19 protein-coding genes and 1 pseudogene are annotated in these 23,887 nt (G+C 71.3%); 12 read left to right on the forward strand and 8 right to left on the reverse strand.

The features are described from left to right. The first annotated feature begins 135 nt into the window (after positions 1 to 135). From ACH4SP_RS29040 to tatA, 3 genes are all read left to right on the forward strand, one after another. On the forward strand, positions 136 to 1,101 hold the full coding sequence (locus tag ACH4SP_RS29040; protein WP_398418975.1) for a pirin family protein: 966 nt from the start codon (positions 136 to 138) through the stop codon (positions 1,099 to 1,101). 203 nt (positions 1,102 to 1,304) lie between these two features. Continuing rightward, positions 1,305 to 1,880 carry a TerD family protein gene (locus ACH4SP_RS29045; protein WP_398418976.1) on the forward strand — a complete coding sequence of 192 codons (576 nt, stop codon included), beginning with the start codon at positions 1,305 to 1,307 and terminating at the stop codon, positions 1,878 to 1,880. 106 nt (positions 1,881 to 1,986) lie between these two features. Next, complete coding sequence (gene tatA / locus ACH4SP_RS29050; RefSeq protein WP_398418977.1) at positions 1,987 to 2,226, forward strand: twin-arginine translocase TatA/TatE family subunit; 240 nt, start codon at positions 1,987 to 1,989, stop codon at positions 2,224 to 2,226. 274 nt (positions 2,227 to 2,500) lie between these two features. Here tatA and ACH4SP_RS29055 read toward each other — a convergent pair. Further along, positions 2,501 to 2,839 (reverse strand): annotated as a pseudogene (locus ACH4SP_RS29055) (histidine kinase dimerization/phosphoacceptor domain-containing protein); the annotation flags it as partial. Between the two features lie 208 nt (positions 2,840 to 3,047). Here ACH4SP_RS29055 and ACH4SP_RS29060 point away from each other — a divergent pair. Beyond that, positions 3,048 to 4,223 carry an alpha/beta hydrolase family protein gene (locus ACH4SP_RS29060; protein WP_398418979.1) on the forward strand — a complete coding sequence of 392 codons (1,176 nt, stop codon included), beginning with the start codon at positions 3,048 to 3,050 and terminating at the stop codon, positions 4,221 to 4,223. A gap of 145 nt (positions 4,224 to 4,368) precedes the next feature. On the opposite strand, the gene ACH4SP_RS29065 is transcribed toward ACH4SP_RS29060, so the two are convergent. The 6 genes from ACH4SP_RS29065 to ACH4SP_RS29090 all read right to left on the reverse strand — a co-directional run bounded on the left by ACH4SP_RS29065 (position 4,369) and on the right by ACH4SP_RS29090 (position 13,445). Beyond that, complete coding sequence (locus ACH4SP_RS29065) at positions 4,369 to 5,043, reverse strand: class I SAM-dependent methyltransferase (protein WP_398418981.1); 675 nt, start codon at positions 5,041 to 5,043, stop codon at positions 4,369 to 4,371. Position 5,044: 1 nt separating this feature from the next. Then, a complete protein-coding gene (locus tag ACH4SP_RS29070) occupies positions 5,045 to 7,588 on the reverse strand; it encodes a RiPP maturation radical SAM C-methyltransferase (RefSeq protein WP_398418983.1) in 2,544 nt (847 codons plus the stop codon). Between the two features lie 12 nt (positions 7,589 to 7,600). Then, positions 7,601 to 9,547: a B12-binding domain-containing radical SAM protein gene (locus ACH4SP_RS29075; RefSeq protein WP_398418985.1), complete on the reverse strand. Its 1,947-nt coding sequence runs from the start codon at positions 9,545 to 9,547 to the stop codon at positions 7,601 to 7,603. Between the two features lie 279 nt (positions 9,548 to 9,826). Next, positions 9,827 to 9,976 (reverse strand): hypothetical protein, encoded by a 150-nt coding sequence (locus ACH4SP_RS29080; RefSeq protein WP_398418987.1) that lies wholly within the window; start codon positions 9,974 to 9,976, stop codon positions 9,827 to 9,829. 272 nt (positions 9,977 to 10,248) lie between these two features. Then, the gene (locus tag ACH4SP_RS29085) at positions 10,249 to 12,753 is read right to left on the reverse strand and encodes a tetratricopeptide repeat protein (RefSeq protein ID WP_398418989.1); all 2,505 of its coding nucleotides are present in this window, start codon (positions 12,751 to 12,753) and stop codon (positions 10,249 to 10,251) included. A 215-nt stretch (positions 12,754 to 12,968) separates the two neighbouring features. After that, complete coding sequence (locus ACH4SP_RS29090; RefSeq protein ID WP_398418991.1) at positions 12,969 to 13,445, reverse strand: hypothetical protein; 477 nt, start codon at positions 13,443 to 13,445, stop codon at positions 12,969 to 12,971. A gap of 88 nt (positions 13,446 to 13,533) precedes the next feature. Here ACH4SP_RS29090 and ACH4SP_RS29095 point away from each other — a divergent pair, with 88 nt between their 5' ends. The 8 genes from ACH4SP_RS29095 (at position 13,534) to ACH4SP_RS29130 (ending at position 22,582) form a co-directional block, all read left to right on the forward strand. After that, positions 13,534 to 14,481 carry a GlxA family transcriptional regulator gene (locus ACH4SP_RS29095; protein ID WP_398418992.1) on the forward strand — a complete coding sequence of 316 codons (948 nt, stop codon included), beginning with the start codon at positions 13,534 to 13,536 and terminating at the stop codon, positions 14,479 to 14,481. Positions 14,482 to 14,684: 203 nt separating this feature from the next. After that, positions 14,685 to 15,323 carry a DJ-1/PfpI family protein gene (locus tag ACH4SP_RS29100; RefSeq protein WP_398418994.1) on the forward strand — a complete coding sequence of 213 codons (639 nt, stop codon included), beginning with the start codon at positions 14,685 to 14,687 and terminating at the stop codon, positions 15,321 to 15,323. 65 nt (positions 15,324 to 15,388) lie between these two features. Continuing rightward, a complete protein-coding gene (locus ACH4SP_RS29105; RefSeq protein WP_398418996.1) occupies positions 15,389 to 16,126 on the forward strand; it encodes a DJ-1/PfpI family protein in 738 nt (245 codons plus the stop codon). A 224-nt stretch (positions 16,127 to 16,350) separates the two neighbouring features. Beyond that, on the forward strand, positions 16,351 to 17,091 hold the full coding sequence (cseB, locus tag ACH4SP_RS29110; protein WP_398418998.1) for a two-component system response regulator CseB: 741 nt from the start codon (positions 16,351 to 16,353) through the stop codon (positions 17,089 to 17,091). Between the two features lie 5 nt (positions 17,092 to 17,096). Next, positions 17,097 to 18,422, forward strand: coding sequence for a sensor histidine kinase (locus tag ACH4SP_RS29115; RefSeq protein WP_398419000.1), 1,326 nt, complete (start codon positions 17,097 to 17,099; stop codon positions 18,420 to 18,422). A gap of 137 nt (positions 18,423 to 18,559) precedes the next feature. After that, on the forward strand, positions 18,560 to 19,342 hold the full coding sequence (locus ACH4SP_RS29120; RefSeq protein WP_398419002.1) for an ABC transporter ATP-binding protein: 783 nt from the start codon (positions 18,560 to 18,562) through the stop codon (positions 19,340 to 19,342). A 221-nt stretch (positions 19,343 to 19,563) separates the two neighbouring features. After that, positions 19,564 to 22,092: an FtsX-like permease family protein gene (locus ACH4SP_RS29125; protein WP_398419004.1), complete on the forward strand. Its 2,529-nt coding sequence runs from the start codon at positions 19,564 to 19,566 to the stop codon at positions 22,090 to 22,092. Between the two features lie 112 nt (positions 22,093 to 22,204). Then, positions 22,205 to 22,582: a tetratricopeptide repeat protein gene (locus tag ACH4SP_RS29130; RefSeq protein WP_398419006.1), complete on the forward strand. Its 378-nt coding sequence runs from the start codon at positions 22,205 to 22,207 to the stop codon at positions 22,580 to 22,582. Positions 22,583 to 22,587: 5 nt separating this feature from the next. Here ACH4SP_RS29130 and ACH4SP_RS29135 read toward each other — a convergent pair whose 3' ends face one another. Continuing rightward, positions 22,588 to 23,751, reverse strand: coding sequence for a methyltransferase (locus ACH4SP_RS29135; protein WP_398419008.1), 1,164 nt, complete (start codon positions 23,749 to 23,751; stop codon positions 22,588 to 22,590). Positions 23,752 to 23,887: the final 136 nt, after the last annotated feature.

Below are 23,887 nucleotides of genomic sequence, written 5' to 3' on the forward strand. Positions count from 1 at the left end.
CCCCGCCGGGCGGGCGCCGTCCACGACGGAGGTGATCCGGCCCCGGCAGCCGTTCCGTCCGGACTTCCCTCCGACGCTCCGCCCCCACTCCCCTCCGACGCTCCGTTCGTCGTGTCCGGGCGCTACGTTGACGGCATGAGCAATCTTGATCGTCAGAGCGCACCCTCCCTGTGCGGCGGTCGCGGCTTCGTTGCGGCGGAACCCGTGCGCGAACTCCTTTCGCCCCGCCGCGTACAGCTCGGCGAGTCCACCGAGGTACGGCGCCTGCTGCCCAACCTGGGCCGCCGGATGGTCGGCGCGTGGGCCTTCGTCGACCACTACGGCCCCGACGACATCGCCGACGAGCCCGGCATGCAGGTCCCGCCGCACCCGCACATGGGCCTGCAGACGGTCAGCTGGCTGCACGAGGGCGAGGTCCTGCACCGCGACAGCACCGGCAGCCTCGCCACCATCCGCCCGCGCGAACTGGGCCTGATGACCTCGGGCCGCGCCATCAGCCACTCGGAGGAGAGCCCGAGGCCGCACGCCCGACTGCTGCACGGCGCCCAGCTCTGGGTCGCCCTCCCCGACGCCCACCGCGACGTCGAACCGCACTTCCAGCACCACACGGACCTGCCGACGGTGACCGCGCCCGGTCTCACCGCCACCGTGATCCTGGGCGAACTCGACGGAGCACCGTCACCCGGCACGACCTACTCCCCGATCGTCGGCGCGGACCTCACCCTGGCCCGGGGCACACAGACGGCCCTCCCTCTCGACCCGGACTTCGAGTACGCCGTGCTGTCCATGTCCGGCGAGGCACATGTGGACGGTGTGCCGCTGCTCCCCGGCTCGATGCTCTACCTCGGCTGCGGCCGCACCGAACTGCCGCTGCGCGCCGAGTCCGACGCGGGGCTGATGCTGCTGGGCGGCGAGCCCTTCGAGCGGGAGATCGTCATGTGGTGGAACTTCATCGGCCGCTCGAACGACGACATCGCCCGGGCCCGTTCGGACTGGATGACGGGCTCCCGCTTCGGCGAGGTGAAGGGGTACGACGGACCTCCGCTGCCCGCCCCGGAACTCCCGCCGGTGCCGCTGAAACCGCGGGGCCGGGTGCGCTGATCCGAGAGCGTCGGCGTCCGCTCGAAGGACCGCCCGGAACGGGTGCGGGTCCCGGCCCCCTGCTCGCCCTGCCCGCGCCGCCGATCGCCTCGACCCGGCACCTGCTGCCGCTCACCAATGGTTCTACAGTGCTGTAGATTTCAGATGCAGTCATACCTGTCCCGGAGCGCTGCGGCGTTCCGGCTTCACAGAAGGGAACCGGCATGGGCGTGAGCCTCGCCAAGGGCGGCAATGTCTCGCTGAGCAAGGAGGCCCCCGGTCTGTCCGCCGTCGTGGTGGGCCTGGGCTGGGACGTACGGACGACCACGGGCGCGGACTACGACCTCGATGCCAGCGCACTGCTCGTCGACGAGTCGGGCAAGGTCCTCTCCGACCAGCACTTCGTCTTCTTCAACAACCTGAAGAGCCCGGACGGTTCGGTGGAGCACACCGGTGACAACCTCACCGGTGAGGGCGAGGGCGACGACGAGTCGATCAAGGTCGACCTGGCCGCCGTACCCGCCCAGGTGGCGCGGATCGTCTTCCCGGTGTCGATCCACGACGCCGAGAGCCGCGGTCACAGCTTCGGGCAGGTGCGGGGCGCCTTCATCCGCGTGGTCAACCAGGCCGGCGGCGCGGAGATCGCCCGCTACGACCTGAGCGAGGACGCCGCCACCGAGACCGCGATGGTCTTCGGTGAGCTGTACCGCCACGGTGCGGAGTGGAAGTTCCGCGCGGTCGGCCAGGGTTACGCGAGCGGACTGGCCGGCATCGCCTCGGACTTCGGCGTCAACGTCTGACCGAGCCCCGGCCCTTGGCCGGACCTCCGCATCCGCCGGGATGCGGGACGTGCTCCCGCATCCCGGCCCCTGCTCCCTCCGCCCCCTTCAGAGAAAGCGGTTACCGGTGTTCGGACTCAGTGAGATAGCCATCCTCCTGATCGTCGTCATCGTCGTCTTCGGCGCCAAGAAGCTGCCGGAACTCGCCCGCAACGCGGGCAAGGCCACCCGCATCCTCAAGAGCGAGGCCAGGGCGATGAAGGCGGAGAAGGAAGCGCCGCAGAACCCGGCAGGCGTCCGCGTCCGCCCCGGGGGCGCCGAAGGAAACACGGCCAACGGACCCGGCAGCGGAGCACCTCAAGCCTGACAGCCCGTTGCCCCCGCCGAGGGCCGGGGTCGTGCGAGGCCTCGGCCCGGGGTCGGCAGACCGGCGATGTGCGCGCTCGCGCCGGTCGCGTGTTTGACGGTACGTGTGTGACGGTACGAGTCAGGGCCTCCTGCCCCACCCGCTGCACCGCCAGGCCCTGCCCGGCAGGCACGTCCCGGGGCGCTCCGAGCGCGGTCAGTTCGACGGGGACCCCTGTGTGCCGCAGCTCCGCCATGGCTGGCCGACCTTCGGCCTCGACGGCGAGCATCGCCTCGCGTGCCTGGTCGGGAGCCGTGTCCAGGGCCTTGCGGGCAGCACCAGCCTGGATGGTCGTCACGCTGACGTTGTACGTGACCACGTCGTGCGGCCCACGAGCGAGACGGGCTCGCTCGTGCTCGGCGGCTCGGCGCAGTTCCGCAGCCCGCCTGCCGCCCCCGCGTGAGGCACCAGAACCAGCAGCGGGACCCTCTCGTACGGAACGGTCGGCACAGCCGGTCCCGGGGTCGTACCGAGTACGAGTCCCGGGGCCGTGCCGAGTACGAGTCCCGGGGCCGTGCCGAGTACGAGCCAGTGCGACCGGAGCGTCCTCCCCCGCCTCCGCACGCCGCGGCATCCTCCCCAATGCCCCCAGCAGCTCCACCGGATACGCCTGCCGCCTACTCCGCAAGGAGGACACCGGGCGCACTCATCCCGGCGGACGAACAGAACTGGGCCTGCCGGGGGACGCGCCCGGCGCGGAGGCGCACATAGCGTCCAGTACGACACACAGGACGCCCTGGCCTGCGCCGCGTCCGCCGCCCCGGCAGAGAACGGACGACCCCATGAACCATGCGCTCTTACGTCGTTGCCTGACCGTCGCCACCGCACTGCTCACGCTCGCCGCCGGAGGGCCTTCCGCCACGGCGGCGGGCGGCCCGGACAGCGCACCGCATCTGCCCAGACCGACCGGGCCCCGTGCGGTCGGTACCACGTCCCTGCACCTCACGGACAACTCCCGCCCCGACCCCTGGGTTTCCGGGGTGAACGCCCGCGAACTCATGGTCTCCCTGTGGTACCCGACGGCCTCGCCGAGCGGGCGGCGGGCGCAGTACATGACTCCGACGGAGTCGGAACTGCTCCTCAGGGAAGGAGGCATCACCGGGGTACCGCTGGACGTGCTGAGCACGACGCGGACCAACGCCTTCGCCGACGCCCCACCGACAGGGCCCCCGCGCGGTCTGCCGCTCGTCGTGCTCTCCCCCGGCTTCACCAAGCCGCGCACCACGCTGACCGGCCTCGCCGAGGACCTGGCGAGCCACGGCTACATGGTGGCCGCGATCGACCACACCTACGAAAGCGTCGCCACCACCTTCCCGGACGGCCGGGTCGCCACCTGCGCCGCCTGCGAGATCCCGCACAACGCCACGTTCTGGACACGGCTGGAGACGGGCCGGGCCACCGATGTCTCCTTCGTACTGGACGAACTGACCGGGGCGCACCCGAAATGGGACGGCGCCCGGCTGATCGACACGTCACGAATCGCGATGGCGGGCCACTCCGTCGGCGGTGCGAGCGCCGTCACGTCCATGGTGGCCGATCCCCGGGTGCGCGCGGGGATCGACATCGACGGCTCGACCGACGTCCCGATCCCGGACAGCGGTCTGTCCCGGCCGTTCCTGTTCCTCGGCCGGCAGTCCCAGTACACCCCGGGCGGCGGTGGCGACGCGGTCGCCACCTGGGAACGCGACTGGCCGCACCTGACCGGGTGGAAGCGGTGGCTCGTGGTGGCCGGAGCCGAACACGCCTCCTTCACCGACGTCGGGCTGCTGGCCGAGCAGTTGGGACTCGGCACCGGCGCCGAACTGCCCGCCGCCCGGGCATCGGAGATCGTCCGCGGCTACACCCGCGCGTTCCTCGAACTGCACCTGCGCCACCGGCCGCAGCCCCTGCTGGACAAGCCGTCCCAGCGCTACCCGCAGGTCAGGTTCTGCACCCCCGAGACGAGCACCTGCGTCTGAGCATCGTCCGTGACCACGGCAGGGTGTTCCTCTCCCGCAACTTCCGTGCACCCTGCCGCTGTCCGGAGCCGGAGAGCGACCGGAGACCGACCGGAGACCGAAGCGGAGATGCCCGCAGGCAACGCACAAGGGCTCGCCCAAGGTCTCAGTTCTCCCTCCTCCGGAGCACGGCGTAGCGAGCCGGCCAGTCCGTCACACCCTTCTGCCGGCCGAAGTCGGCGATCTTGAGGTCGAGCACGGTGAACCAGGTACCCACCGCGTCGAGGAAGGTCTCCTCAGTGGTCCAGGACGGTCCGCAGGACTGGTCCAGGGCGTCCTCTTCGCTGAGCGCGGCGGCCCCCACGTGTACCCACAGGCCGCCGGGCCCGCACGTCCGGGCCATCGCCGCGGCGAACGTCCGACGCTCACGGCGGGTGGGGCAGGTGTGCAGTACGCCACGGTCGAGGACCACCGGGAACGGGTCCGGGGGCGGAGCGTGGCCGGTGATGTCCAGCACCTCGTACCGCACCGCCGAACCGGCAGGTGTGCGGCGCCGGGCCTCTTGGACCGCCCGGGCCGAGAAGTCGCAGGCCGTCACGGTGTAGGAGCGGCCGGCGAGCCACCGCGCGGTGGTGCCGAGCCCACAGCCGACGTCCAGTATGCGGGCCGGGGGCGGAGCGTGCTCGGCGAGGAGTTCGCCGAGCACGGGTGGCGGCTCCTCGTCCCATCCGGCGATCGCGGAATCGTAAGTGCGGTCCCATTCGGCCGCGTTGAGGGAGCGCAGCGGGCGGGCGGCGAGGGAGCGCAGCGGCAGGGCGGCTCCGCCAGGAAGCTCGGCCATGTCACCCCACCACCGGCCAGCGGGTGATGCGGGAGGGCAACCACCACAGAAGGGAGCCGATCCGGTGCACGAGACCCGACTTCGTGAACGCTTCTCTCTCTCGTTGCCGGAAATCCGCGACAGGGGCGCCGTCCAGCAGTGACGCCAGCTTCCCCTGGTGCACCTTGCGCATGATGACGCGCCGTTGCGTTCCGTGGCGCAGGTCGGTGACTTCGACGAAGCCCATGCCGCGCCGGTAGCCGCACTTGTTCATGTGGAACGTGGTGCGCCACTGATCGAGGACGGCGTCCCCGTCGGGGCCGGCCACCGAACGCGGCGGGTACAGATGGCTGAACAGCCGCCACTGCCCGATCTCCGTGCCGAGGTCCAGATCCCAGTCGACGGAGAGGCCGTGACCCGTCAGCTCCCGCACATGGGTGAGCCCGCGGACCGCCTGCCGGTCACTTTCGGGATCGCCTTGGCCGATTATCACCGGCCTGGGGAGGGCGACGTGCTGGGTGCCCCGTGCGACCAGGTCCGACACGGTTTCCACAGCGGTGTCCTCGTACCGCTCCTCTCCCCTGTAAATGCCGGCCCTCTCGCGCGTCTCTTCGTCGCGCTCCCGCCAGCACCGGAGCGCCGTCGCCGCACTCGCTTCCGGAGTTCGGCGCTCCTGGCCGTGGAGCAGTGCGGGCACCAGCGCCGGACTGCCGTCGCGGGTCACCCAGCGCCTGAGATCCTGGTTGGCGGCATGCGGTACGACGTGCACGGTCTGACCGCCGTCCTCGAAGAGCAGTCCCCGCGTGCGCCAGAGGGCGAGCAAGGCCGACACGTCCTCAGCGGCGATGTGGTGGCTGTCCGCCCGGAGCTTCTTCCTCAGTACATCGCGTGTGCAGGGCTGTTCCAGCAGGCGGAAGGCGGCCGTCTCCCAGGGTTCTTCGATACGCATCGTCCTCCAGGCGAAGCCGGGGCGGGTGTTGGTGAGGACGATGGAGTCGGTCAGGTCGCACTGCGTCAGCCGCCCTTGAGGGAACTCGTGACGCCAGGTCTCGACGGCCTTCTCCAACCGCTCTGCCTGCGTGGTGGAGATTCCTCGGTGCGCCGCGTCGAAGACATAGGCCATGTCGCGGAGTTCGGATTCCGGAAGGTCGTAGATCACCGCGTAGTGAGCGGCGGGCCGCAGGTCGCCGAATCCGAGTTCTGGGCGGTTGAAGTAGGGGCTGAAGCGTTCGATGGCTATGCGGGTGACACCGTTCGGCGGAGCGAGATGGTGGATGGCCGGGAACTGGTCGATGACCGCTTCGTAGTCCTCCTCGGTCTCGTCCGGAAAGCCGAAGAGGTAGTTCCATACGACGCCGAGGCTCACTGATTCCGCGTCCCGCAGCATGCGGACGTTCTGGCAGCCGGTCACGCCCTTGTCCATCAACTTCAGCACACGGCCACTGAGGCTTTCGATGCCGGGCTGCACATAGTGAATTCCGGCGGCGACGAGGGAGGCGAGCTGTTCGCGGCGCATGTTGGATTTGATCTCATAGCTGATGCGCAGATCGCATGCGGCCTCCGCGAGCCTCGGAACCACCGACCGCAGATAGGTCATGTCGAGGATGTTGTCGGCCACGGCGACGTTGAGCACCTGGTGGCGTTCTGTCATCGCGAGCAGTTCGTCGACGAACCGTTCCGGGCTCTTGCTGCGGAATTCCATGAACGAACCATTGAGCCCGCAGAAGGTGCAGTGATGTTTCTGGCCCCACCAGCAGCCGCGCGAGCTCTCCACCACCAGGTGGGGCTCGGCCATGGCCCCGGCGCGGGAGGCCGCGTGCTGCTCGAAGTAGTCCGTGTAGTCCGGTGTGACCAGTGCCGACGCCGGCAGGGGGGCCGCGCTCATCGCATTGGCATGCGAAGTGCCGTCCGCACCGCGCCAGCAGAGTCCGGGAACGTCCGCAGGGTCCGACCCGTCGCGAAGACAGGTGAGGAGCCGCGTGAACGACATCTCGCCCTCACCGCGATTGACGTAGTCGACGAACGGGAAGCCGCGGTGGAGCGCGGCGCCCATGGGGCCGTCGCAATTCCCACCGCCCAGCACCACGCACACGTCGGGTGCGGTCTTCTTGATGAGCCTGGCCGCGGCAAGCACCGCGCTGTTCTGCGCGAAGGTCGTCGAGAAGCCGACGACGTCGGGCCGGTCGGCGAGAATTCGGCCGACGAGGGATTCCATGTACTCGGGGGCGAGCGCGTGCAGTTGTCGCCCCTTGTTGAGCATGTCCCCCGGTACCGCTTCCGCCACGAGGTCCGCGAATTCCGAGTTGCGCCAGTGCGGATCGTCGTACAGGGCGGAGGAGAAGATCCACTCGCTATAGCCGGTGAAGTAGGAGTCCCAGCAGAAGTTGTACTCCTCACGCGTCAGTCCTGCTCGCTCGGTGATCCAGTCGAGGTAGTCCAGATTGGCGTTCACGACGTCGACGCGACTGCCCGGGAACTCGTCCGCTACGCGACGCTTGAGAATTCCCAGGGCCAGGGAAGGGAAGTCGATTGAGGCCCAGGGCATATTGACCAGGGTGATGTGCACCGTGTGACTCCTTCAGCGTGACGAACGAGTTGCCGGCAGCGGTGCGTCGCACATGACACCGACATCCGCTGCGGCAAGTTTGCCGAGCAGCGACCGGCCCTGCGCACTGGTCGCGATCAAGGGCCCGCCAGGCGCGGTGGGTCGGGTCACGTGGTTCTTCGGCAGCGAGTACACCCGTTCCCGTACCGGATCGGCCAACAGCGAGGAGCCGCCGCCCGGACCGTGCGGGGCGAACCTCGCTGGAGCGCACCGGATCCACGGATGCGGGCGCAGCGCGACGTGGTTCACCGGGGACTGCCCTGCGGCTCCTGCGGGTGCGGCCGACGCCGCAGAGATCCGGCGCATGCCGCTCTTCAGCCGCTGCAGCATGTCCGGGCGCCCGGGTCCGCCGACGACGGTGTGCCGTTTCCCCACTCTGCCGCCCAGGTAGTTGAGTTCGCGGTTGTCGGCGAACGCATCGGAGCTGTCGAGGACCACGCCGAAGCATTGCGGCTCGGCCAGCAGACGGGTTCCTGGCTCGACCACCATGAGTTCGAATGCGTCAATCGCGAACTTTTCCCGGTTGCGTTCGAGGAACCGGAGTGACTCCTCGGACTCCTCTTCGGTCTCGTCCAGAAGGCCGCCCATCACCGAGAGGTTGACCTGGATGTCCGCTGCCGCGAGGTTGTCGAGGATGACCTGGAAGTCTGCGGCACGGACGCCCTTGTCCAGTCTGTCGAGCAGTCGCTGTGTGACGCCCTCATAGCCGACGGCCATTCCCTCACAGCCGAGTTCGGCCAGTTCCTGGCAGAAGGCCGGATCGAGCAGGATCGGCTCCAGTCGGTTGCGCGTGTTGAAACGGACCCGAAGACCGCTCTCGCGCACCAGCCGCATGGCTCGGGCGAGCAGTCGCAGGTTCGTGTTCTCGTCGACAACGGTGACGAAGCTGATTCCGGTACTCTCCACGATCCGGCATACCGTGTCTGCGAGTTGCCCCGGGGAAGCCTGCTGGTAGGCCCCGCGTTCGAGAGACCGGTTGCCGTAGGAACAGAAGATGCAGCGTCCCCAGTAACAGCCCACACAGGACACCATGGAGAGGACGACGGTGTCATTGAGATAGGAGTGCACCTTCAACCCGCCGTAGTCGGGCGCGCCCACGTCCTGGAAGCGAAGAGTGGGCATTCGGCTGGGTACCGTCACGCCTCCGGGGCTCAGCCATCTCATCCCCGGTACATCGGAGCACGGCGCGTTCCCGGTGAGATGGGCCAGCCAGCGCTCCAAGGGCTCTTCGCCCGCCGTGACACAGAGCGCGTCCACCGCTGTACGTACGGAGGTCATGGCGGCCAGTTCATCGTGGCGCAGCATGATCTGCTGTCCGCCGAGGCAGATGGAAATGCCCGGGTGGAGCAGCCGGATCCACCGGGCAATCAGCAGAGCCGGCGCCAACTGGCTGAAGAAGGCGACGGATATGCCGACCGCCCTCGGCGCGGAACGGTCAAGGGCCTCGGTCAGCAGGCTGTGCAGATTCCGGGTCGCGAAGTCGAGAGAATCCACCTTCGATTCGGACAGCCCGAGCACCGCCCGGTCAAGTGAGTCGAAGTCGTCCCACACTTGTGACAACGCCGATTCGCGCAGCATCAGTTGGGCGGCCTGCCGGGCCAGTCGCACCGCGCGCACGGGACCGAGGCGGGGCGCCGGAGCCTTCGTCAGGACGAAGTCACGCATCTCACCGAGATGCTGCAGGGCGGCATCGGCCACCACCGCCCGGTACCAGGTGGGCAGAGACCGCGCCTCGTCCAGGACATGGGCCTTCTGCTTGAGCGCCGGGCCGTCCAGAAGCCGGTGGACCAATTCGATGCTCAGATCCACCTGATGTGCGCTGTAGCCGAACCGGCGGACGTGACCGGCGAGATAGGGCAGGCTCAGATACGGAAAGAGAGTTGCCTCCGTGAGCGGCGGAAAGAGCAGCAGAAGATCCATGCCATCCGTCCTGATCCGGACGGTGGAGCCGACCGGGTACGCAAGGTGCTGGAATTCTCGAACGATCCTCGACGATCGGGGAGAGAGCCGGATCGCGGGGAGAGAATCATAAGGAGCCCACAAGCAGGCAGCGCTCCGGCCTCGCGACAGTCAGGCACCGTGTACCGGTCGCGAGGCCGCAGTGGTGCCCTTGCCCTTCTGGCGCTCCGGTGACGTGCAGGACACCAGAGAATTCAGAGGACCTTGTGAGCTCCTCATGAGGTGATTCGGTCGGGCCGGTCAGCCCGCCGGCATGTCCGAGGAACGGTCTGCGTTCTTGGCGATGTAGTTGTAGGCCGTGGACGAACCGCTGACTTGCAGTTCATCCATCTCAAGTACCTCTAGTTCACCGAGGTCGCTGTCGAGTTCGGTGTTCAGCTGGATTTCCATGGAACCTCCATGCGCGAGTGGAGCACGAGACTGGAGTACGCTCCTGGGTCTTCAGTCTTCGAACAGACTCGCTCTGGCGTTTCATCATGGTCAAGAGCGCTATCGAGCCATGGTCATTCGACCGGTGACCACAGTTGGCGGCAGCCGTCAGAGCCCGGTCCCGCCTCGGCTTTCGGTCGGCCGAGAAGCCTCCGCCGTGGTGACGTCGCCACGCCGCCACGCCGCCACATCGCCACATCGCCACCGTCACGTCAGCACCGTACGGAACCTGCTCAGGTCGGCCTCGGCACGGTGCTCCACCGCCGTGGGTCACCCCCGTCCGGTAGATCGGCCTGCCAGGCGGCGAGGCGGCGACGGGTGGCCGAGGTGGAGGGGTGGTCGGGGCCGAGTGTCCGTAGCTGATCGGTCAGCAGCTGTGCGAATGCGGCGGCGGCGCCCGTCGGGTCGCCCGCCCGTCCTCGCCACTCGGCGAGCGTGTGGCGGGCGGACAGGGTGTGGGGGTGGTCGGGACCGAGCACCCGCAGACGATCGGCCAGCAGGCCCTCCAGTACCTCGACGGCACCGGGGGCATCGCCCGCCTCACCCTGCCACTGGGCGAGGTTCGCGCGGGTCGTCAGGGTGTCGGGATGGTCGGGGCCCAGGATCCGCAGACGATCGGCCAGCAGCGCCGACGCGGCCGTGGCGGCGCCCGCCGGATCTCCCGCTTTTCCCCGCCAGTAGGCGAGGTTGGCGCGGCTCGTGAGGGTATGGGGGTGGTCGGTCCCGAGCAGCCGCAGCCGGTCGGCCAGCACCTCCTCCAGCGCGTCCACGGCGCCGGGTGTGTCTCCTGCCTCGCCCCGCCAGGAGGCGAGATGGTGGCGGGTGTCCAGAGTCTCCGGGTGGTCGGGGCCCAGGACTCGTATCGTGTCGGCCAGCAGCTCCTCGAAGGCGGCCGTGGCGCCCACCGGATCCCCGGCTCTCCCCAGCCACCGGGCGCGGTTGTGCCGACTGCCCAGGGTGAACGGGTGGTCGGGACCCAGGATCCGTGTCTGATCGGCGGCCAGTTCCTCGAAGGCGACAGCGGCACCCGCCGGATCCCCCGCCTCCCCCCGCCAGATGGCGAGGTGGAACCGGGCGCTCAGGGTCTTGCGGTGGTCCGGGCCGAGCAGCCGTGAGGTGTCGGCGAGCAGACGCTCGCAAGCCCGCACCGCCTCCGCCGGATTTCCTGCCTCGCCCGTCCAGTGGGCGATGTTCTGACGGGCCGTCAAGGTCTGTTCGTGGTCCGTCCCAAGTACGCGTACCGAGTCCCTGAGGACAGCTTCTGATGCCAGGGCCGCACCCGCCGGGTCGCCCGACTGCCCCAGCAGGGCGGCCATGTCGCCGCGGGCGGCCAAGGTGTCGGGGTGCTCGGCGCCGAGCAGCCGCTCCCGGTCGGCGAGCAGCTCGCTGAAACCGGCCTTCGCGCCTGCCAGATCCCCTGCCTCGCCCTGCCAGACGACGAGATAGTGGCGGGCCACGAGGGCGTCGGGGTGCCCGGGGCCGAGGCGGCGGCACGCTGTGGCGTGGAGGTCCCTGAAATAGGCGGTCGTGGCGGCGACCAGGCCGACTGCTCCCAGGCTGATTCCGGTGCGGAGCAGAAGGGGGTGGCTGCCGGTCCGCCACAGTGCGGCGCCCGCATGGGCGATGAGGATGGCGGCATTGGCACGCAGGGCCTGCGCGAGGGACGTGTCGCGTTCCGTCGTGGGCCAGACATCTACGAGGGCGTCGGCGCAGATACGGGCGAGGTCGTCGTGTTCGTGCGGTAACAGCCGCTCCCTGGTGGCACGTTGGATGAGGTTGTGGACGCGCACCTCCTGATGGGGGGTGTCGAGGGTGTGGTCGGCGAGGCTGAGGCGGTGCAGGCACCGGAGGGCTCCCGAAGCGTCCTCCGCGCTGGCCGGACGCACGGGCCCGTTGCCGCCGAGGGGCCGGTGCCCGGTGAGATGGGCCAGGGCCCGAGCGCTGGTCAGCACCGCGGTGGGGATGCCGTTCGGGTCGAGCAGACTGGCAAGTTGGAGCATCGGGCGCGCCAGCCCTGTGGGACGGAGCCGGTCCGCGTGCTCGACCGACAGCGACCAGGTGGCGGTGAGGGTGGTGCGGTGGTCGTCGGGCAGAGCGCTGTCCTCGGGGACCAGATCGGGCAGGGACCGGGTCCGGTCCGCCAGCCGGGCGCGGTACTCGGCGCAGTGCAGGCCCAGATCCACGACGTACGCGGCGGCCTGTGCGAGGGCCAGGGGAAGGTGCCCCAGGTCGGCGGCCAGGCCCGCGATCTCCTCCACGTCGTCCTGGCGGCCGTGGGCGGCGAGTTGGGCAGTGAGGTACGAGGTGGCCTCGGCCGGGGTGAACAGGCCGACGTCGATCCGCCGGCGCCGCTGACCGCTGAGGGCGGCGTCGCGGCGCCGCGTGGTGACCAGCACCCGGCCCCGGGGCCCGGCGGGCGGCCAGAGGCCGCGCAGGTCGGCGGGGTCGGCCAAGTCGTCCAGCACGACCAGCCATCGGCGGTCGGTGGTCTCGGCCCAGGCCAGGAAGCGGGAGGCGGCCTGCCCGGGGTCTGCGGGATCCGCTCCGAGCACGTCCGTCCCGACCCGGCCGTACGAGCTGACGATCGCTTCCCGGCTCGACGCGGTGACCCACACCAGCAACTCCACCGACCCGGCCCGCCAGGCCCGGCGGGCACAGTGCGCCGCCAGTTGGGTCTTGCCGACCCCGCCGGTCCCGGACAGGACCTGGCACAGCACCCCCGTTCCGTCTCCGGCCACCGTCGGCTCCAGCGCTTCGGCGGCACTGCGGTGCTGGAAGCACTCCGCCTCTCCGGGGACGACACCGACCCATCGGGGCCATGTGCCGGCCGGACGCGGCGCGGGAACGGCGTAGTAGTCGAGGTGGTTGATGGTGTTGACCGCGATGCTGTGGTGCAGCGCGCTGATCGTGGGACCGCCGGTGCTCGGCGGTGCCGGAACGGTCCAGGGTGGACTCAGCTCTGCCCCTGGACCGGCCCCGGAGGGTTTCCCAGGGTCACGTCGCCCATCACTCCGGCGGCGGCGGACCCGTGGTCGGCGCGGATGTCCGCGCTGCCCGCGACAGCGAGCCCGCCGTCACCGGCCGTGGCCCCGCCCGGCGGTTGCCGGACGGTGGCCACCAACTCGCGGAGCTGTACGGCCACTTCGGCCCGGTCCGCTTCGCTCAGACCTTCCAGAACGTGTTGGAAATGAGCCTGCCAGGAAGCCACCGCCGTGGCCCTGGCCCTTTCGGCGTCCTGGGCGTCGGCCCGGTCCAGCTCGGCCGCCGTCCGGTCGAGGCGCTCAAGAGCCAGGCGGGCCTCCGGAGTTCCGGTACGGCCGAAGATGCGGCTCACCCGCTGCCGGAAGCCGCTCCACGCGTCCGTACCGGCGGCGGAAGCCACTGCGGCTCCGGCCGCGGAGGCCAGTGCGATCAACACCTCGTCCACCATCTCTCCAGCGTACCGACGGAGAGGCCTCCTGGGGCCGGTCGGTGGGCACTCCCCCGCCCTGGTCCCGCGTGGCGTACGCTCCGGGCGTATGCACGTGGTTGCGGTTCTCGCGCTCGACGGGGTGTCGGCTTTCGATCTCGCCATACCCTGCCAGGTGTTCGCGCTCGTCACCGGCCCCGACGGCTCGCCCGCCTACGAGGTCCGCGTGTGCGTCGACCGTGAGACGGCGGCAACGGCCGGGCCCACGGAACCTTTCCGGGTCTCCTCCTCCCACCGCTGGGACGACGTCCTCGGTGCGGACACGGTCATCGTCCCCGGCATCCCCGTCGAACGCACGCCTGACCCCCGCGCGGTACGGCTGTTGCGGGAGGCGTCGGCCGGGGGAGCCCGGATCGCCTCCATCTGCACCGGGGCCTTCGCCCTCGCGCATGCCGGACTTCTGGAGAACCGCCGGGCGACGACGCACTGGCGGTTCGCCGGCGCACTGGCCGAGCGGTTCCCCGGCACCAGCGTCGACCCGTCCGTCCTCTACGTCGACGAGGGGCAGGTGCTCACCTCGGCCGGCATCGCCGCGGGCCTGGACCTGTGTCTGCACATGGTCCGCCGTGACCACGGTGCGGCTGCCGCCGCGCACGCCGCCCGGATGCTGGTGATGCCTCCTCAACGTTCCGGCGGCCAGGCCCAGTTCATCGAGCACCGCGCGCCCGGAACGGACTCCGCCGACCTCGGCGAAACGCTGGAGTGGATGCGCGGCAAGCTGAGCGAGCCGCTCTCCCTGGCCGACATCGCCGCGCACGCGATGATCAGCAGGCGCAGCCTGGCCCGGCACTTCCGCGCCCAGACCGGCACCACACCGCTGCGCTGGCTGCTCGCGCAGCGCGTCCAGCGTGCCAGGGAGCTCCTGGAGACGACGGGGCTGCCCTTGACGAGGGTCGCGGAGGCGACCGGCTTCGGCTCCGTGGAGACGTTCCGCCACCACTTCGCACGTCAGGTCGGCACGACACCGTCCGCGTACCGGGCCGCCTTCCGCCACTGACGACGTCCCCGGCGCAAGCGAACGGGCCGTATCTCGCGCAGACCTGACCGGCCGTTTCTCGCGCGACCGGGCTGGCCGTATCTTGCGCACCAGGGGCACGCGTGCCGGTGTTGTTGATCACCGGCCGCCGGAAGACTGAACGCGTTCCCGCTCCCCGGTCTCCTCCGGGGACCACGCCCTCGCGTCTTCACGGAGGTCCCTCCATGCCTTCCCCGTCCGCGTCCCCGTCCGCACGTCCGCGCCCCGCGCGCCCGCTCCGCGTGCACACCGTGCTCTACGACGGTGTGGAGGAACAGGACTTCGCCGGTCACATCGAGGTGTTCGGCATCGTCGGCGAGGAGCACCTCACGCAGTCCTTCGTCACCGTGGACGGCTCCCGTCGGGTGACGACGGCCGCCGGCATGGAGGTCGTCTGCCGGGACGCCTGGTCACCGCGGGCCGCCGACGTGATCGTCGTTCCCGGAGCGGGTTACGGCGACGGCTCCGGCGTCCAGCGGGAGATCCGGCGCGGCACCCTGCCGCGGGCGCTGGCGGCAGCCCGCCGGGACGGCCTGGTCCTGGCGGCGGTGTGCACGGGGACCATGCTGCTGTCCGCCGCCGGCCTGACGGACGGGCGCCCCTGCACGACGCATCACATCGCTCTGGAGGACCTCCGGGCGCAGGGTGGCCGCGTGGTCGGCGGCCGGGTCGTCGACGACGGAGACCTGGTCACCTGTGGAGGCGTCACCTCCGGCATCGACCTGGGCATCTGGCTGGTCGAGCGGTTCTTCGGCCCGGACACGGCCCTGCTCGCCGAGGAAGTCCTGGAGTACGAGCGCCGCGGCGTCGTACGCAGCGCGTGACCTGCGCCCGGTACGTCGCCGACGGGCGGCGGTTGCCCACCCCACCACGAACACAGGAGACCCACGTGAACCGACGTACTCTGCTGCGCACCGCGACCGCTCTCGGTGCCGCCGGCCTCGCGACCGGCGTCCCCGCCGCCGCGAGCGCCGCGACCACGGCGCCCGCACCTTCCGGATCCGGCCCCCGTCGCCCCCTGCGCGTACAGGTCGTGCTCTTCCAGGGCGTCGAGGAGCTCGACCTCGTGGCCCCGTACGAGGTGTTCTCCGCCTCGGACCACTTCACCGACCGCGACGTCGAGGTGCGCTACGTATCCCTCGACGGCCCCCGCACCGTCACGGCCGCCTACGGCACCAAGGTCCGCGTCGACCACGGCTGGGCACCTCAGGAGGCGGACGTCCTCGTCGTACCCGGCGGTGGGTACGCACGCCCGGAGGGCCCGGGGGTCTGGGCCGAGATCCGGCGGGGCGCCCTGCCCCGCGCCCTGGCCGAGGCCCGCCGGCCGGGGCTGACCCTCGCCGGTCTGTGCACCGGTGTGCTGCTCCTCTCCGCCGCCGGTGTCACCCGCGGCCGGCCCTGCACCACTCATCACAAGGCCAGGACCGACCTCGAAAAGCAGGGCGGCGTGCTGAAGAAGGCGCGGGTCGTCGACGACGGTGACCTGGTCACCGCCGGAGGCGTCACCTCGGGCCTGGACCTGGCGCTCCGGCTGGTCCGCCGCGAGCTGGGTGTCGACGCCGCACTCGGTGTGGAGACCGTGCTGGAGTACGAGGCCCGCGGCACCGTCTGGACCTCCGGCCGGTAGCCGTCCTGACCCGGGCGGGCCCGGCCGACGGCTCTGTATCGACCGTGTATCAGGAAGCGCTTGGTCGTCCATCGGATCCGTGCGCCGGGCCGCGCGGGCAGTACCGCGCCGGATATCTGCCATATCGTTCCTGTCAGGTCTCCTCCGCACGTGCGTGCGCACGGGGCCCGTGCTCACGACGACCGCCCGTGCCCCCCGACCGTACGAACAGGAGCCCTCCACCCGTGTCCTCGCCCCCTCCGGCCCCGGTCTCTCAGCACCCCGTCCGCGTGCTGCTGGTGGAGGACGACGACCTGATGCGCCGGTCCTTCACCGTTGCCCTTGAGCGCTACGGCTACCGGATGACTGCTGCGGCCGACGGGCTGTCGGGGCTGGAGCTCTTTCGCGACGAGAGCTTCGACCTGCTGATCCTGGATGTGATGCTGCCCGGTCTTGACGGCATCGGCCTGTGCCGCAGGGTCCGGGAGAGCAGCCTGGTGCCGGTGCTGATGATGTCCGCCCGCGGCGACGGGCTCGACGTCGTCGCCGGTCTTGAGGCCGGGGCGGACGACTACGTGGTCAAGCCCGTGGATACGTACGTGCTCGTGGCACGCATCCGTTCGCTGCTGCGCCGGGCGACCTACGCGCCCGCCCCGGTGCCCGGCGGGGCCGCAGCGGACGGTCCTGCGCCGTCCGAGGGCGACCTGCTGGTCTTCGGGGACCTGACCATCGACACAGGCGGCCTGGAGGTGTCCGTCTCCGGAAGCCCGGTGGCGCTGACCCCGACCGAGCTGAAGCTGCTCCTTGAGTTCGCCGCCCACCCGGGCATCGTGCTGGAGCGGCACACCCTGCTGCGGGACGTGTGGGAGTACGGCTGGGACGGCGACAGCCGGGTCGTGGACCTGTGTGTGCAGCGGCTGCGCGGCAAGCTGGGCCGGGACCGGATCGAGACGGTCCGCGGCTTCGGCTACAAGCTCAGGCGGTGAGGCGCATGGGTCCGCTCCACCGTCTGTGGCCGTCGGGCACGTTCCGGCGCCGCGTTCCGCTGCGCTGGAAGATCGCCGCGCTGGCCGCGGCCACGGCCTGTCTGGTCGCGGCGGCGGTGGGTGTGCTCGTGCACGTGTGGACCGCCGGGGACATCCGCAGCCGCGCCGAGGCGCAGGCCCTCAACTCGCTGTACTCGGCCGCGGACGCCTACCGGCGCACCGGCACCCTCGTCGACGGCGCCGAGCTCGATCCTGCCGACCTGCCCGCCGCGCTGCGGCACCCGACCGACGACGACCGGCACGCGGCCCACGACGAGCGTGTCGACGGGAATGTGGGCCCGAGCGTCTGGGCCGCCCAGCGGGTCGAAGGGCCGGGCAGTAAGGTGCTGGCCTTCCGGGTCAACATGAGTTCGGAGCTCTACGGGCTGCACCGGCTCGACCTGACCATGGTGGTGGCCTCGCTGGTCTCGCTCGCGGCGGCCACTCCCCTCGCGGTCTGCGGGGCCGGGCTGCTCGGCCGCCGGTTGCGGCGGGTCTCCGAGACCGCGGGCCGGATCTCCGCCGGTGACCTGGACGCCCGTACCGGACCCACCAAGGGCGGTGACGAGGTGGCCGACATCGCCGCCACCGTCGACCTCATGGCGGACAGTCTCGGCCGACGGCTGCGCACCGAGCGCCGGTTCACCGCGGACGTGGCGCACGAGCTGCGCACCCCTGTCGGCGGTCTGCTCGCCACCGCCGACCTGCTGCCGCCGGGTGAGACGGAGGACCTGCTCCGGGCCCGGGTGCGTGATCTGCGCGGCCTGGTCGAGGACCTCCTGGAGATCTCCCGGCTGGACGCCGGGGCCGAACAGCCGGTCCGCGCCCGGGTCCCGCTCGGCGCGGTCGTCGCCGAGGCCGTGGCGCGTACCGGCTTCGACACCGGCAGCACTGTCACGGACACCGGCAGCACTGTCACGGACACCGGCAGCACTGTCACGGACACCGGCAGCGCTGTCACGGACGCCGCGCAGACCGTGGAGACCGACCCGCGCCGTCTCGAACGGATCGTCGGCAACCTCGTCGTCAACGCCCACCGGCACGGGGGCGCCCCGGTGCAGGTCACCGTCGAAGGCCGCACCGTGGTCGTACGCGACCACGGCCCCGGTTTCCCCTCCGACCTGCTGCTGCACGGCCCGCGCCGCTTCCACACGGGCGCGGCGGAACGCGGCTCGGGCCACGGTCTCGGCCTGACCATCGCCCTCGGCCAGGCCCGGCTCCTCGGCGCCGAACTGCTCCTGGAGAACGCCCCGGACGGCGGCGCCGTCGCCACCCTGCGCCTACCGGCCTGACCGTAGAGACCCCACCGCCCGGGTCGTACACAACTGATACGAAGCGGCGCGGGCACCGATACACGGCGGCCCAGGCCCCGATACGTTGCCCGGACACCCTTCGGAGTGCACCGTTCCGCACCCGAAGAGGAGCCCCCGTGACCGCCGTACCCCTCGACACGCTCGCACCGCACCCGGCCGGCGGAATCGCCGCCACCGTCACCGACCTGTCCAAGGTCTACGGCAGCGGAGACACCCGTGTCGTCGCCCTGGACCGGGTCTCCCTCTCCTTCCGGGAGGGCGAGTTCACCGCGATCATGGGCCCTTCCGGCTGTGGCAAGTCCACCCTGATGCACTGTGCCGCCGGGCTCGACTCGTTCAGCTCCGGCTCCGTCCGCATCGGCACCACCGAGCTGGCCGCGCTCAACGACCGGCAGCTCACGGCGCTGCGCCGGGAGCGGATCGGTTTCATCTTCCAGTCGTTCAACCTGCTGCCGACGATGACCGCGTTGGAGAACATCACCCTGCCGATGACGATCGCCGGCCGTCGCCCCGACGCGCAGTGGGTGGACCGCGTGGTCTCCATGGTCGGCCTCGCGGACCGGCTCGGTCACCGCCCCGGCGAGCTGTCCGGCGGGCAGCAGCAGCGCGTCGCGGTGGCCCGCGCGCTGGTGTCCCGTCCCGCGATCGTCTTCGGCGACGAGCCCACCGGCAATCTCGACTCCCGCGCCGGGGCCGAGGTCCTCGGCTTCCTGCGGGACTCGGTGCGGGAACTGGGCCAGACCGTGGTCATGGTCACCCACGATCCGGTCGCCGCCGGGTACGCCGGCCGTGTGGTCTTCCTGTCCGACGGCCGTCCGGTCGACGAGATGACGCGGCCCACCCCCGACCGGGTCCTGGACCGGATGAAGGCCTTCGACACCCGGTCCCGCACCAGCTGACCCACGCCCGGTCACGCACCGGCCGACCCACGCCCGGTCACGGACCGACTGCCGCCCTCTCGCCGCCTCGGACCAGCCGCCTGCCCTCTCGCCGCATCGGACCGGCCGCCCGCCCTCTCTCCCGGCACCTGACCGGCTGCCCGCGTTCCCCCGGCACCGCACCCGCCACCAGCCACCCGCTCGCCTCCGCCGAGCCCGCCTCTCCCAGGGACCCGCACCCCATGTTCCGTACCGCCCTGCGCAATGTCCTCGCGCACAAGGCCCGTCTGCTGATGACCGCGTTCGCGGTCGTGCTCGGGGTCACCTTCATCTCCGGCAGCCTCGTCCACGGCGACAGCCTGAAGCAGGCCGCCGTCGACCGGGCGACCGCCGGCTACGACCGCGTCTCCCTCAACGTCGCACCCGACACCGTCCCCGGTGCCCCGCCCGCCACGCTCGACTCCGGCACCGCGGCCACTCTTGCCGGGCTCCCCGGCGTCGACGCCGCCGCGGGCCGGGTGAGCGGCTTCGCCGCCGTCGCCGACCGCGAGGGCAGGCCGCTCGGCACCGGCGAGTTCCGCCGGGGCGGCAACTTCGCCCCGAACCCGCGGGGTTCGGACCCCGCCTACGTCTTCACCCGGGGGTCGGGCCCGACCGGCAACGGCACGATCGCCCTCGACGAGGCCAGCGCGGCCAAGGCCGGCTATCGCATCGGCGACACCGTGCGCGTCGGTACGAACACGGGCGCCGGCTCCTACCGGCTCACCGGGGTCTTCCGTACGGACGGGTCCAAGCTCACCCCCGGAGGCACCCTGACGCTGTTCGGCAACGCCGCCGCACAGCAACTGTTCCTGCGGCCGGGCCAGTACACGAACATCGAGATCACGGCCGTCCCCGGCACCGACATGAGCCGACTCGGCGACCGCGTCGACCAGGTGCTGCCCAAGAACACCAGCGCGGTCACCGGTGCCCAGCTCGCCCGACTGCAGGCCAACCTCGCCTCCAGCGACAGCGACACGATGAGTCAGATCATGGTGGGCTTCGCCGCGGTCGCCCTGTTCGTCGCCGCCTTCCTCATCTCCAACACCTTCACCATGCTGGTCTCCCGGCGCACCCGGGAGCTGGCCCTGCTGCGGGCGGTCGGCGCCACCCGTCAGCAGGTGCGCCGGATTCTGCTGACCGAGTCGTTCCTCGTCGGTGTGCTCGCCTCGGTGGCCGGTCTCGCCGCCGGGACAGGGGTCGCCGCCCTCCTCCAGACGCTCTTCGCCGCCGCCGACGCACCGGCCGCCCCGCTGGTCCTCACCCCGGCGACCGTGCTCGTCTCGATGCTGGTCGGCACCGCCCTGCCCGTGGTCGCCGCATGGCTTCCGGTCCGCAGGGCCATGGCCGTCCCGCCCGTGGCCGCACTCGGTACGGCCGAGCACACGGCGCCCGCGCGGGCCGGATCGCTGCGCAGCCGGACCGGTGCCGCGCTGGTGCTGGTCGGCGTCGCCGCCGTGCTGTACGGGGCCCTTGCCGCCGGGCGGGACGCCCGGACCGTCATCGGACTCGGCGCGGCCCTCGCCCTGATCGGCGCGATCGGTCTGATTCCGCTGCTGTCGCGGCCGTTCGTCGCCCTGCTCCGGCCGCTGCTGCTCAAGCTGGGCCCGGTGCACGGCGACCTCGCCGCCCGCAACACCGTGCGCGACCCCCGCCGTACCGGTGCCACCGCAGCGGCGCTCGCCATCGCCCTCGCGCTCGCCTCGGGCCTGTCCGTCCTCGGCGCCTCCGCCACCCAGTACCTGGAGCGCGCGACGACCGACGCCCTCACCGCCGACTACGTGGTGAAGGCCCCGGCGGGCGGCCAGCGGATGACCCCCGCCACCGCCGAGCCCCTCAAGAGGCTGCCGGGCGCCACGTACAGCCCGCTCAACCAGTCCACCTCGTACGAGCTGGGCGGCTCCCCCTCGGTGCTGACCGGTGTCGACCCCACCGTCATCGGCCGGCTGCTGCGGTACGACGTCGTCGAGGGCACTCTCGCCAGCCTCGCCGAAGGAAAGATCGCCGTGGCCGACTTCAAGGCCGCGGCGACCGGCTGGAAGGTCGGCCAGAGCCTCCCGCTGGTACGGGACGGCAAGCGCGGCAGCGTCACCGTCGGCGCCGTCTACCGGGCGGACGAGCAGAGCGACCTGACGCCCAGCATCACCGCGCCCGACTCCCTCGTGGCCCGCTACGACTCGAACCCGAGCACCCACGCGATCCTCGTCGCCACGGACGGCGGCCCCGGCGGGGCCGCGCGCGCGGACGTCACCCGCGCTCTCGGCGACAATCCCGCGCTGGCCGTCCTCGACAAGGAGAGCATCGCGGCCGAGGACACCAGCGGCATCGGCGACCAGCTCAACGTGTTCCACGCACTGCTGAGCATGGCCCTCGTGATCGCCGCGCTGGGCGTCGCCAACACCCTCGCGATGTCCGTCGTCGAACGCGGCAAGGAGATCGGCACGCTGCGCGCCATCGGTCTCGACCGGGCCGGCGTGGGCCGGATGATCCGCCTGGAGGCCCTGCTCGTCGGGGCGCTCGGCGCGGCCGTCGGCACAGTCCTGGGTGTCTTCCTGGGCTGGGCGCTCGGCCGCACCCTCCAGGAGAACGTCGTCGGCTACACGCTGGTGCTGCCCTGGGGGCGCCTCGCCCTCGGAGTGCTGCTCGCCCTGGCGGGAGCACTGCTCGCCTCGCTCTGGCCGGCCCGCAGGGCCGCCCGCGTCGACATTCCGGCGGCGACGGCGGCGCAGTAGCAACGCTGGCTTCCGACCGACACCCCGTAGTGGAATGTTCAACCACTTCGGGGTGTTGGAGGGGGTGAGCAGCCGGAAGAGCCGGCGGCACGGCAGGCGGAACGGAGCAGCAGTGAACGTGCAGGTGAATCTCAACGACGCGTACTACCAGCAGGGCAGCGAGGCCGAACGCTGGGACCGTGCGCGGTTGTTCTTCGACTCGAAGGAGTACGACAAGGCGGCGCGCATCCTGCGCGTGCTGGTCGACGAGTCCCCGCGGCTGACCGCTCCGCGGCTGCTGCTGGCCCGCTCGTACTACCACTCCGCCCAGCTCTCCAGGGCCGAGTCCGAGCTGCGTGCGGTTCTGGCGGACTGCCCGGTCGAGCACTACGCGCAGCTGATGCTGGGCCGCACCCTGGAGCGCCAGGGGCGGCACGCCGAGGCCGCGCCGTACCTGCGCACGGCCGCGGCCCTGTCCGGTGACTTCGCGTCGCTGGAGACCGGTGACTGACGGTCTCAGCGCTTGACGGCGCGCAGGACGACGAACTTCGGGTCGCTCGCGACGACGTCGCAGTTCCCGAAGAGCCTGCGCAGCCGTACGTGGTAGCCGAGGTGCCGGTTGCCGACCACCCACAGTTCCCCGCCGGGGCGCAGCACGTCGCGCGCCCCGGCGAACATGCGCCGGGCCGTGGCGTCGGTCGTCGCCTGGTGGGAGTGGAAGGGCGGGTTGTTCAGTACGAGGTCGACGGAGTCGGCGGGGATGCCGGTCGCCGCGTCCCCGACCCCGAACTCGGCCTTGCCGCCCGCCTCGTCCTCAAAGAGGTTCGCGCGGTACGTCGCCTCCGCCGAGGCGACCGCCTGGAACGACTCGTCGACGAAGAGGACCTCGGCGCCGGGGTGGGCGAGCGCAGCGGCCGTGCCGACCACGCCGTTGCCGCAGCCCAGGTCGAGGATGCGGGACGCGCCGGTGCCCTGCGGCAGGTGCTGGAGGAAGAAGCGGGTGCCGACGTCGAGGCGCTCGGCACAGAAGATCCCCGCGTGGTTGGTGACGGCCAGACCCGCCCCCGCTCCCGCGTCGGCGTCGAGCGTGTACGTCAGCGGCCACGGGTCGCCGCCCCGGTCGGGCAGCGAGCCGGGCGTGCAGAAGATCAGGCGGGCCTTCTTCTCCGCGAGGGAGGTGCGCGTCGGGCCGACGATCCGCTCGAAGAGGCGCAGCGTGGAGGTGTGGATCTCCTTGACCATGCCGGTGCCGACGACCACGGTGCCCTCGTGGATGCCGGGGGCGAGCCGGTGCAGCTGGTCCTCCAGGAGCGCGAGGCTCTTGGGCACGCGGATCAGCAGGACGTCGATGCGGTCCGGCGGGGTGTCGCGCGTGGACAGCAGCCGGACGCCTTCCGGGTCGGTGCCGTTGCGCGCGAGGTTCGCACGGGTGGCCTGCCGCCCGAGGTACGAATCGGTGATCTGTACGGGGTGGCGCCCCGCGGCGGTCAGCGCGGTGGTCAGTGCGCCCCACCGGTCGCCGAGTACGACGACGCTGCCGGACAGGTCCACGGGCGGGGCGTCGTCGGTGCCCGCGAGGTGTCGCAGGAGGTACTCGTCGGCGGCGTCCCACGCGCGCAGCGTGTCGCGCGGGTCCGTGGGGAAACGGGCGAGTTCGGACACGCCCCATGGCGTCGTCAAGCGGTTCATTGTGGTTCAGGCTATCCCGGCGCGTCCGGCCCGCCACCGACCGCCCCGGGTCGGGCGTACCGCTCGCGCAGCAGGTCAGCCCCCGCGAAGGGCCGTCGGGCCCCGCCCGCCGCATCAAAGAGGCGTC

Source organism: Streptomyces sp. NPDC021093 (assembly GCF_044333135.1).
Lineage (GTDB): Bacteria > Actinomycetota > Actinomycetes > Streptomycetales > Streptomycetaceae > Streptomyces.

Bases quoted from the DNA above. Each gene is read 5' to 3' on its own strand.
- ACH4SP_RS29095 (WP_398418992.1), top strand. From the start codon at position 13,534: ATGCACGTGGTTGCGGTTCTCGCGCTCGACGGGGTGTCGGCTTTCGAT.
- ACH4SP_RS29040 (WP_398418975.1), top strand. From the start codon at position 136: ATGAGCAATCTTGATCGTCAGAGCGCACCCTCCCTGTGCGGCGGTCGC.
- ACH4SP_RS29080 (WP_398418987.1), bottom strand. From the start codon at position 9,976: ATGGAAATCCAGCTGAACACCGAACTCGACAGCGACCTCGGTGAACTA.
- ACH4SP_RS29090 (WP_398418991.1), bottom strand. From the start codon at position 13,445: ATGGTGGACGAGGTGTTGATCGCACTGGCCTCCGCGGCCGGAGCCGCA.
- ACH4SP_RS29100 (WP_398418994.1), top strand. From the start codon at position 14,685: ATGCCTTCCCCGTCCGCGTCCCCGTCCGCACGTCCGCGCCCCGCGCGC.
- ACH4SP_RS29125 (WP_398419004.1), top strand. From the start codon at position 19,564: ATGTTCCGTACCGCCCTGCGCAATGTCCTCGCGCACAAGGCCCGTCTG.
- ACH4SP_RS29060 (WP_398418979.1), top strand. From the start codon at position 3,048: ATGAACCATGCGCTCTTACGTCGTTGCCTGACCGTCGCCACCGCACTG.
- ACH4SP_RS29075 (WP_398418985.1), bottom strand. From the start codon at position 9,547: ATGGATCTTCTGCTGCTCTTTCCGCCGCTCACGGAGGCAACTCTCTTT.
- ACH4SP_RS29115 (WP_398419000.1), top strand. From the start codon at position 17,097: ATGGGTCCGCTCCACCGTCTGTGGCCGTCGGGCACGTTCCGGCGCCGC.
- ACH4SP_RS29065 (WP_398418981.1), bottom strand. From the start codon at position 5,043: ATGGCCGAGCTTCCTGGCGGAGCCGCCCTGCCGCTGCGCTCCCTCGCC.
- ACH4SP_RS29045 (WP_398418976.1), top strand. From the start codon at position 1,305: ATGGGCGTGAGCCTCGCCAAGGGCGGCAATGTCTCGCTGAGCAAGGAG.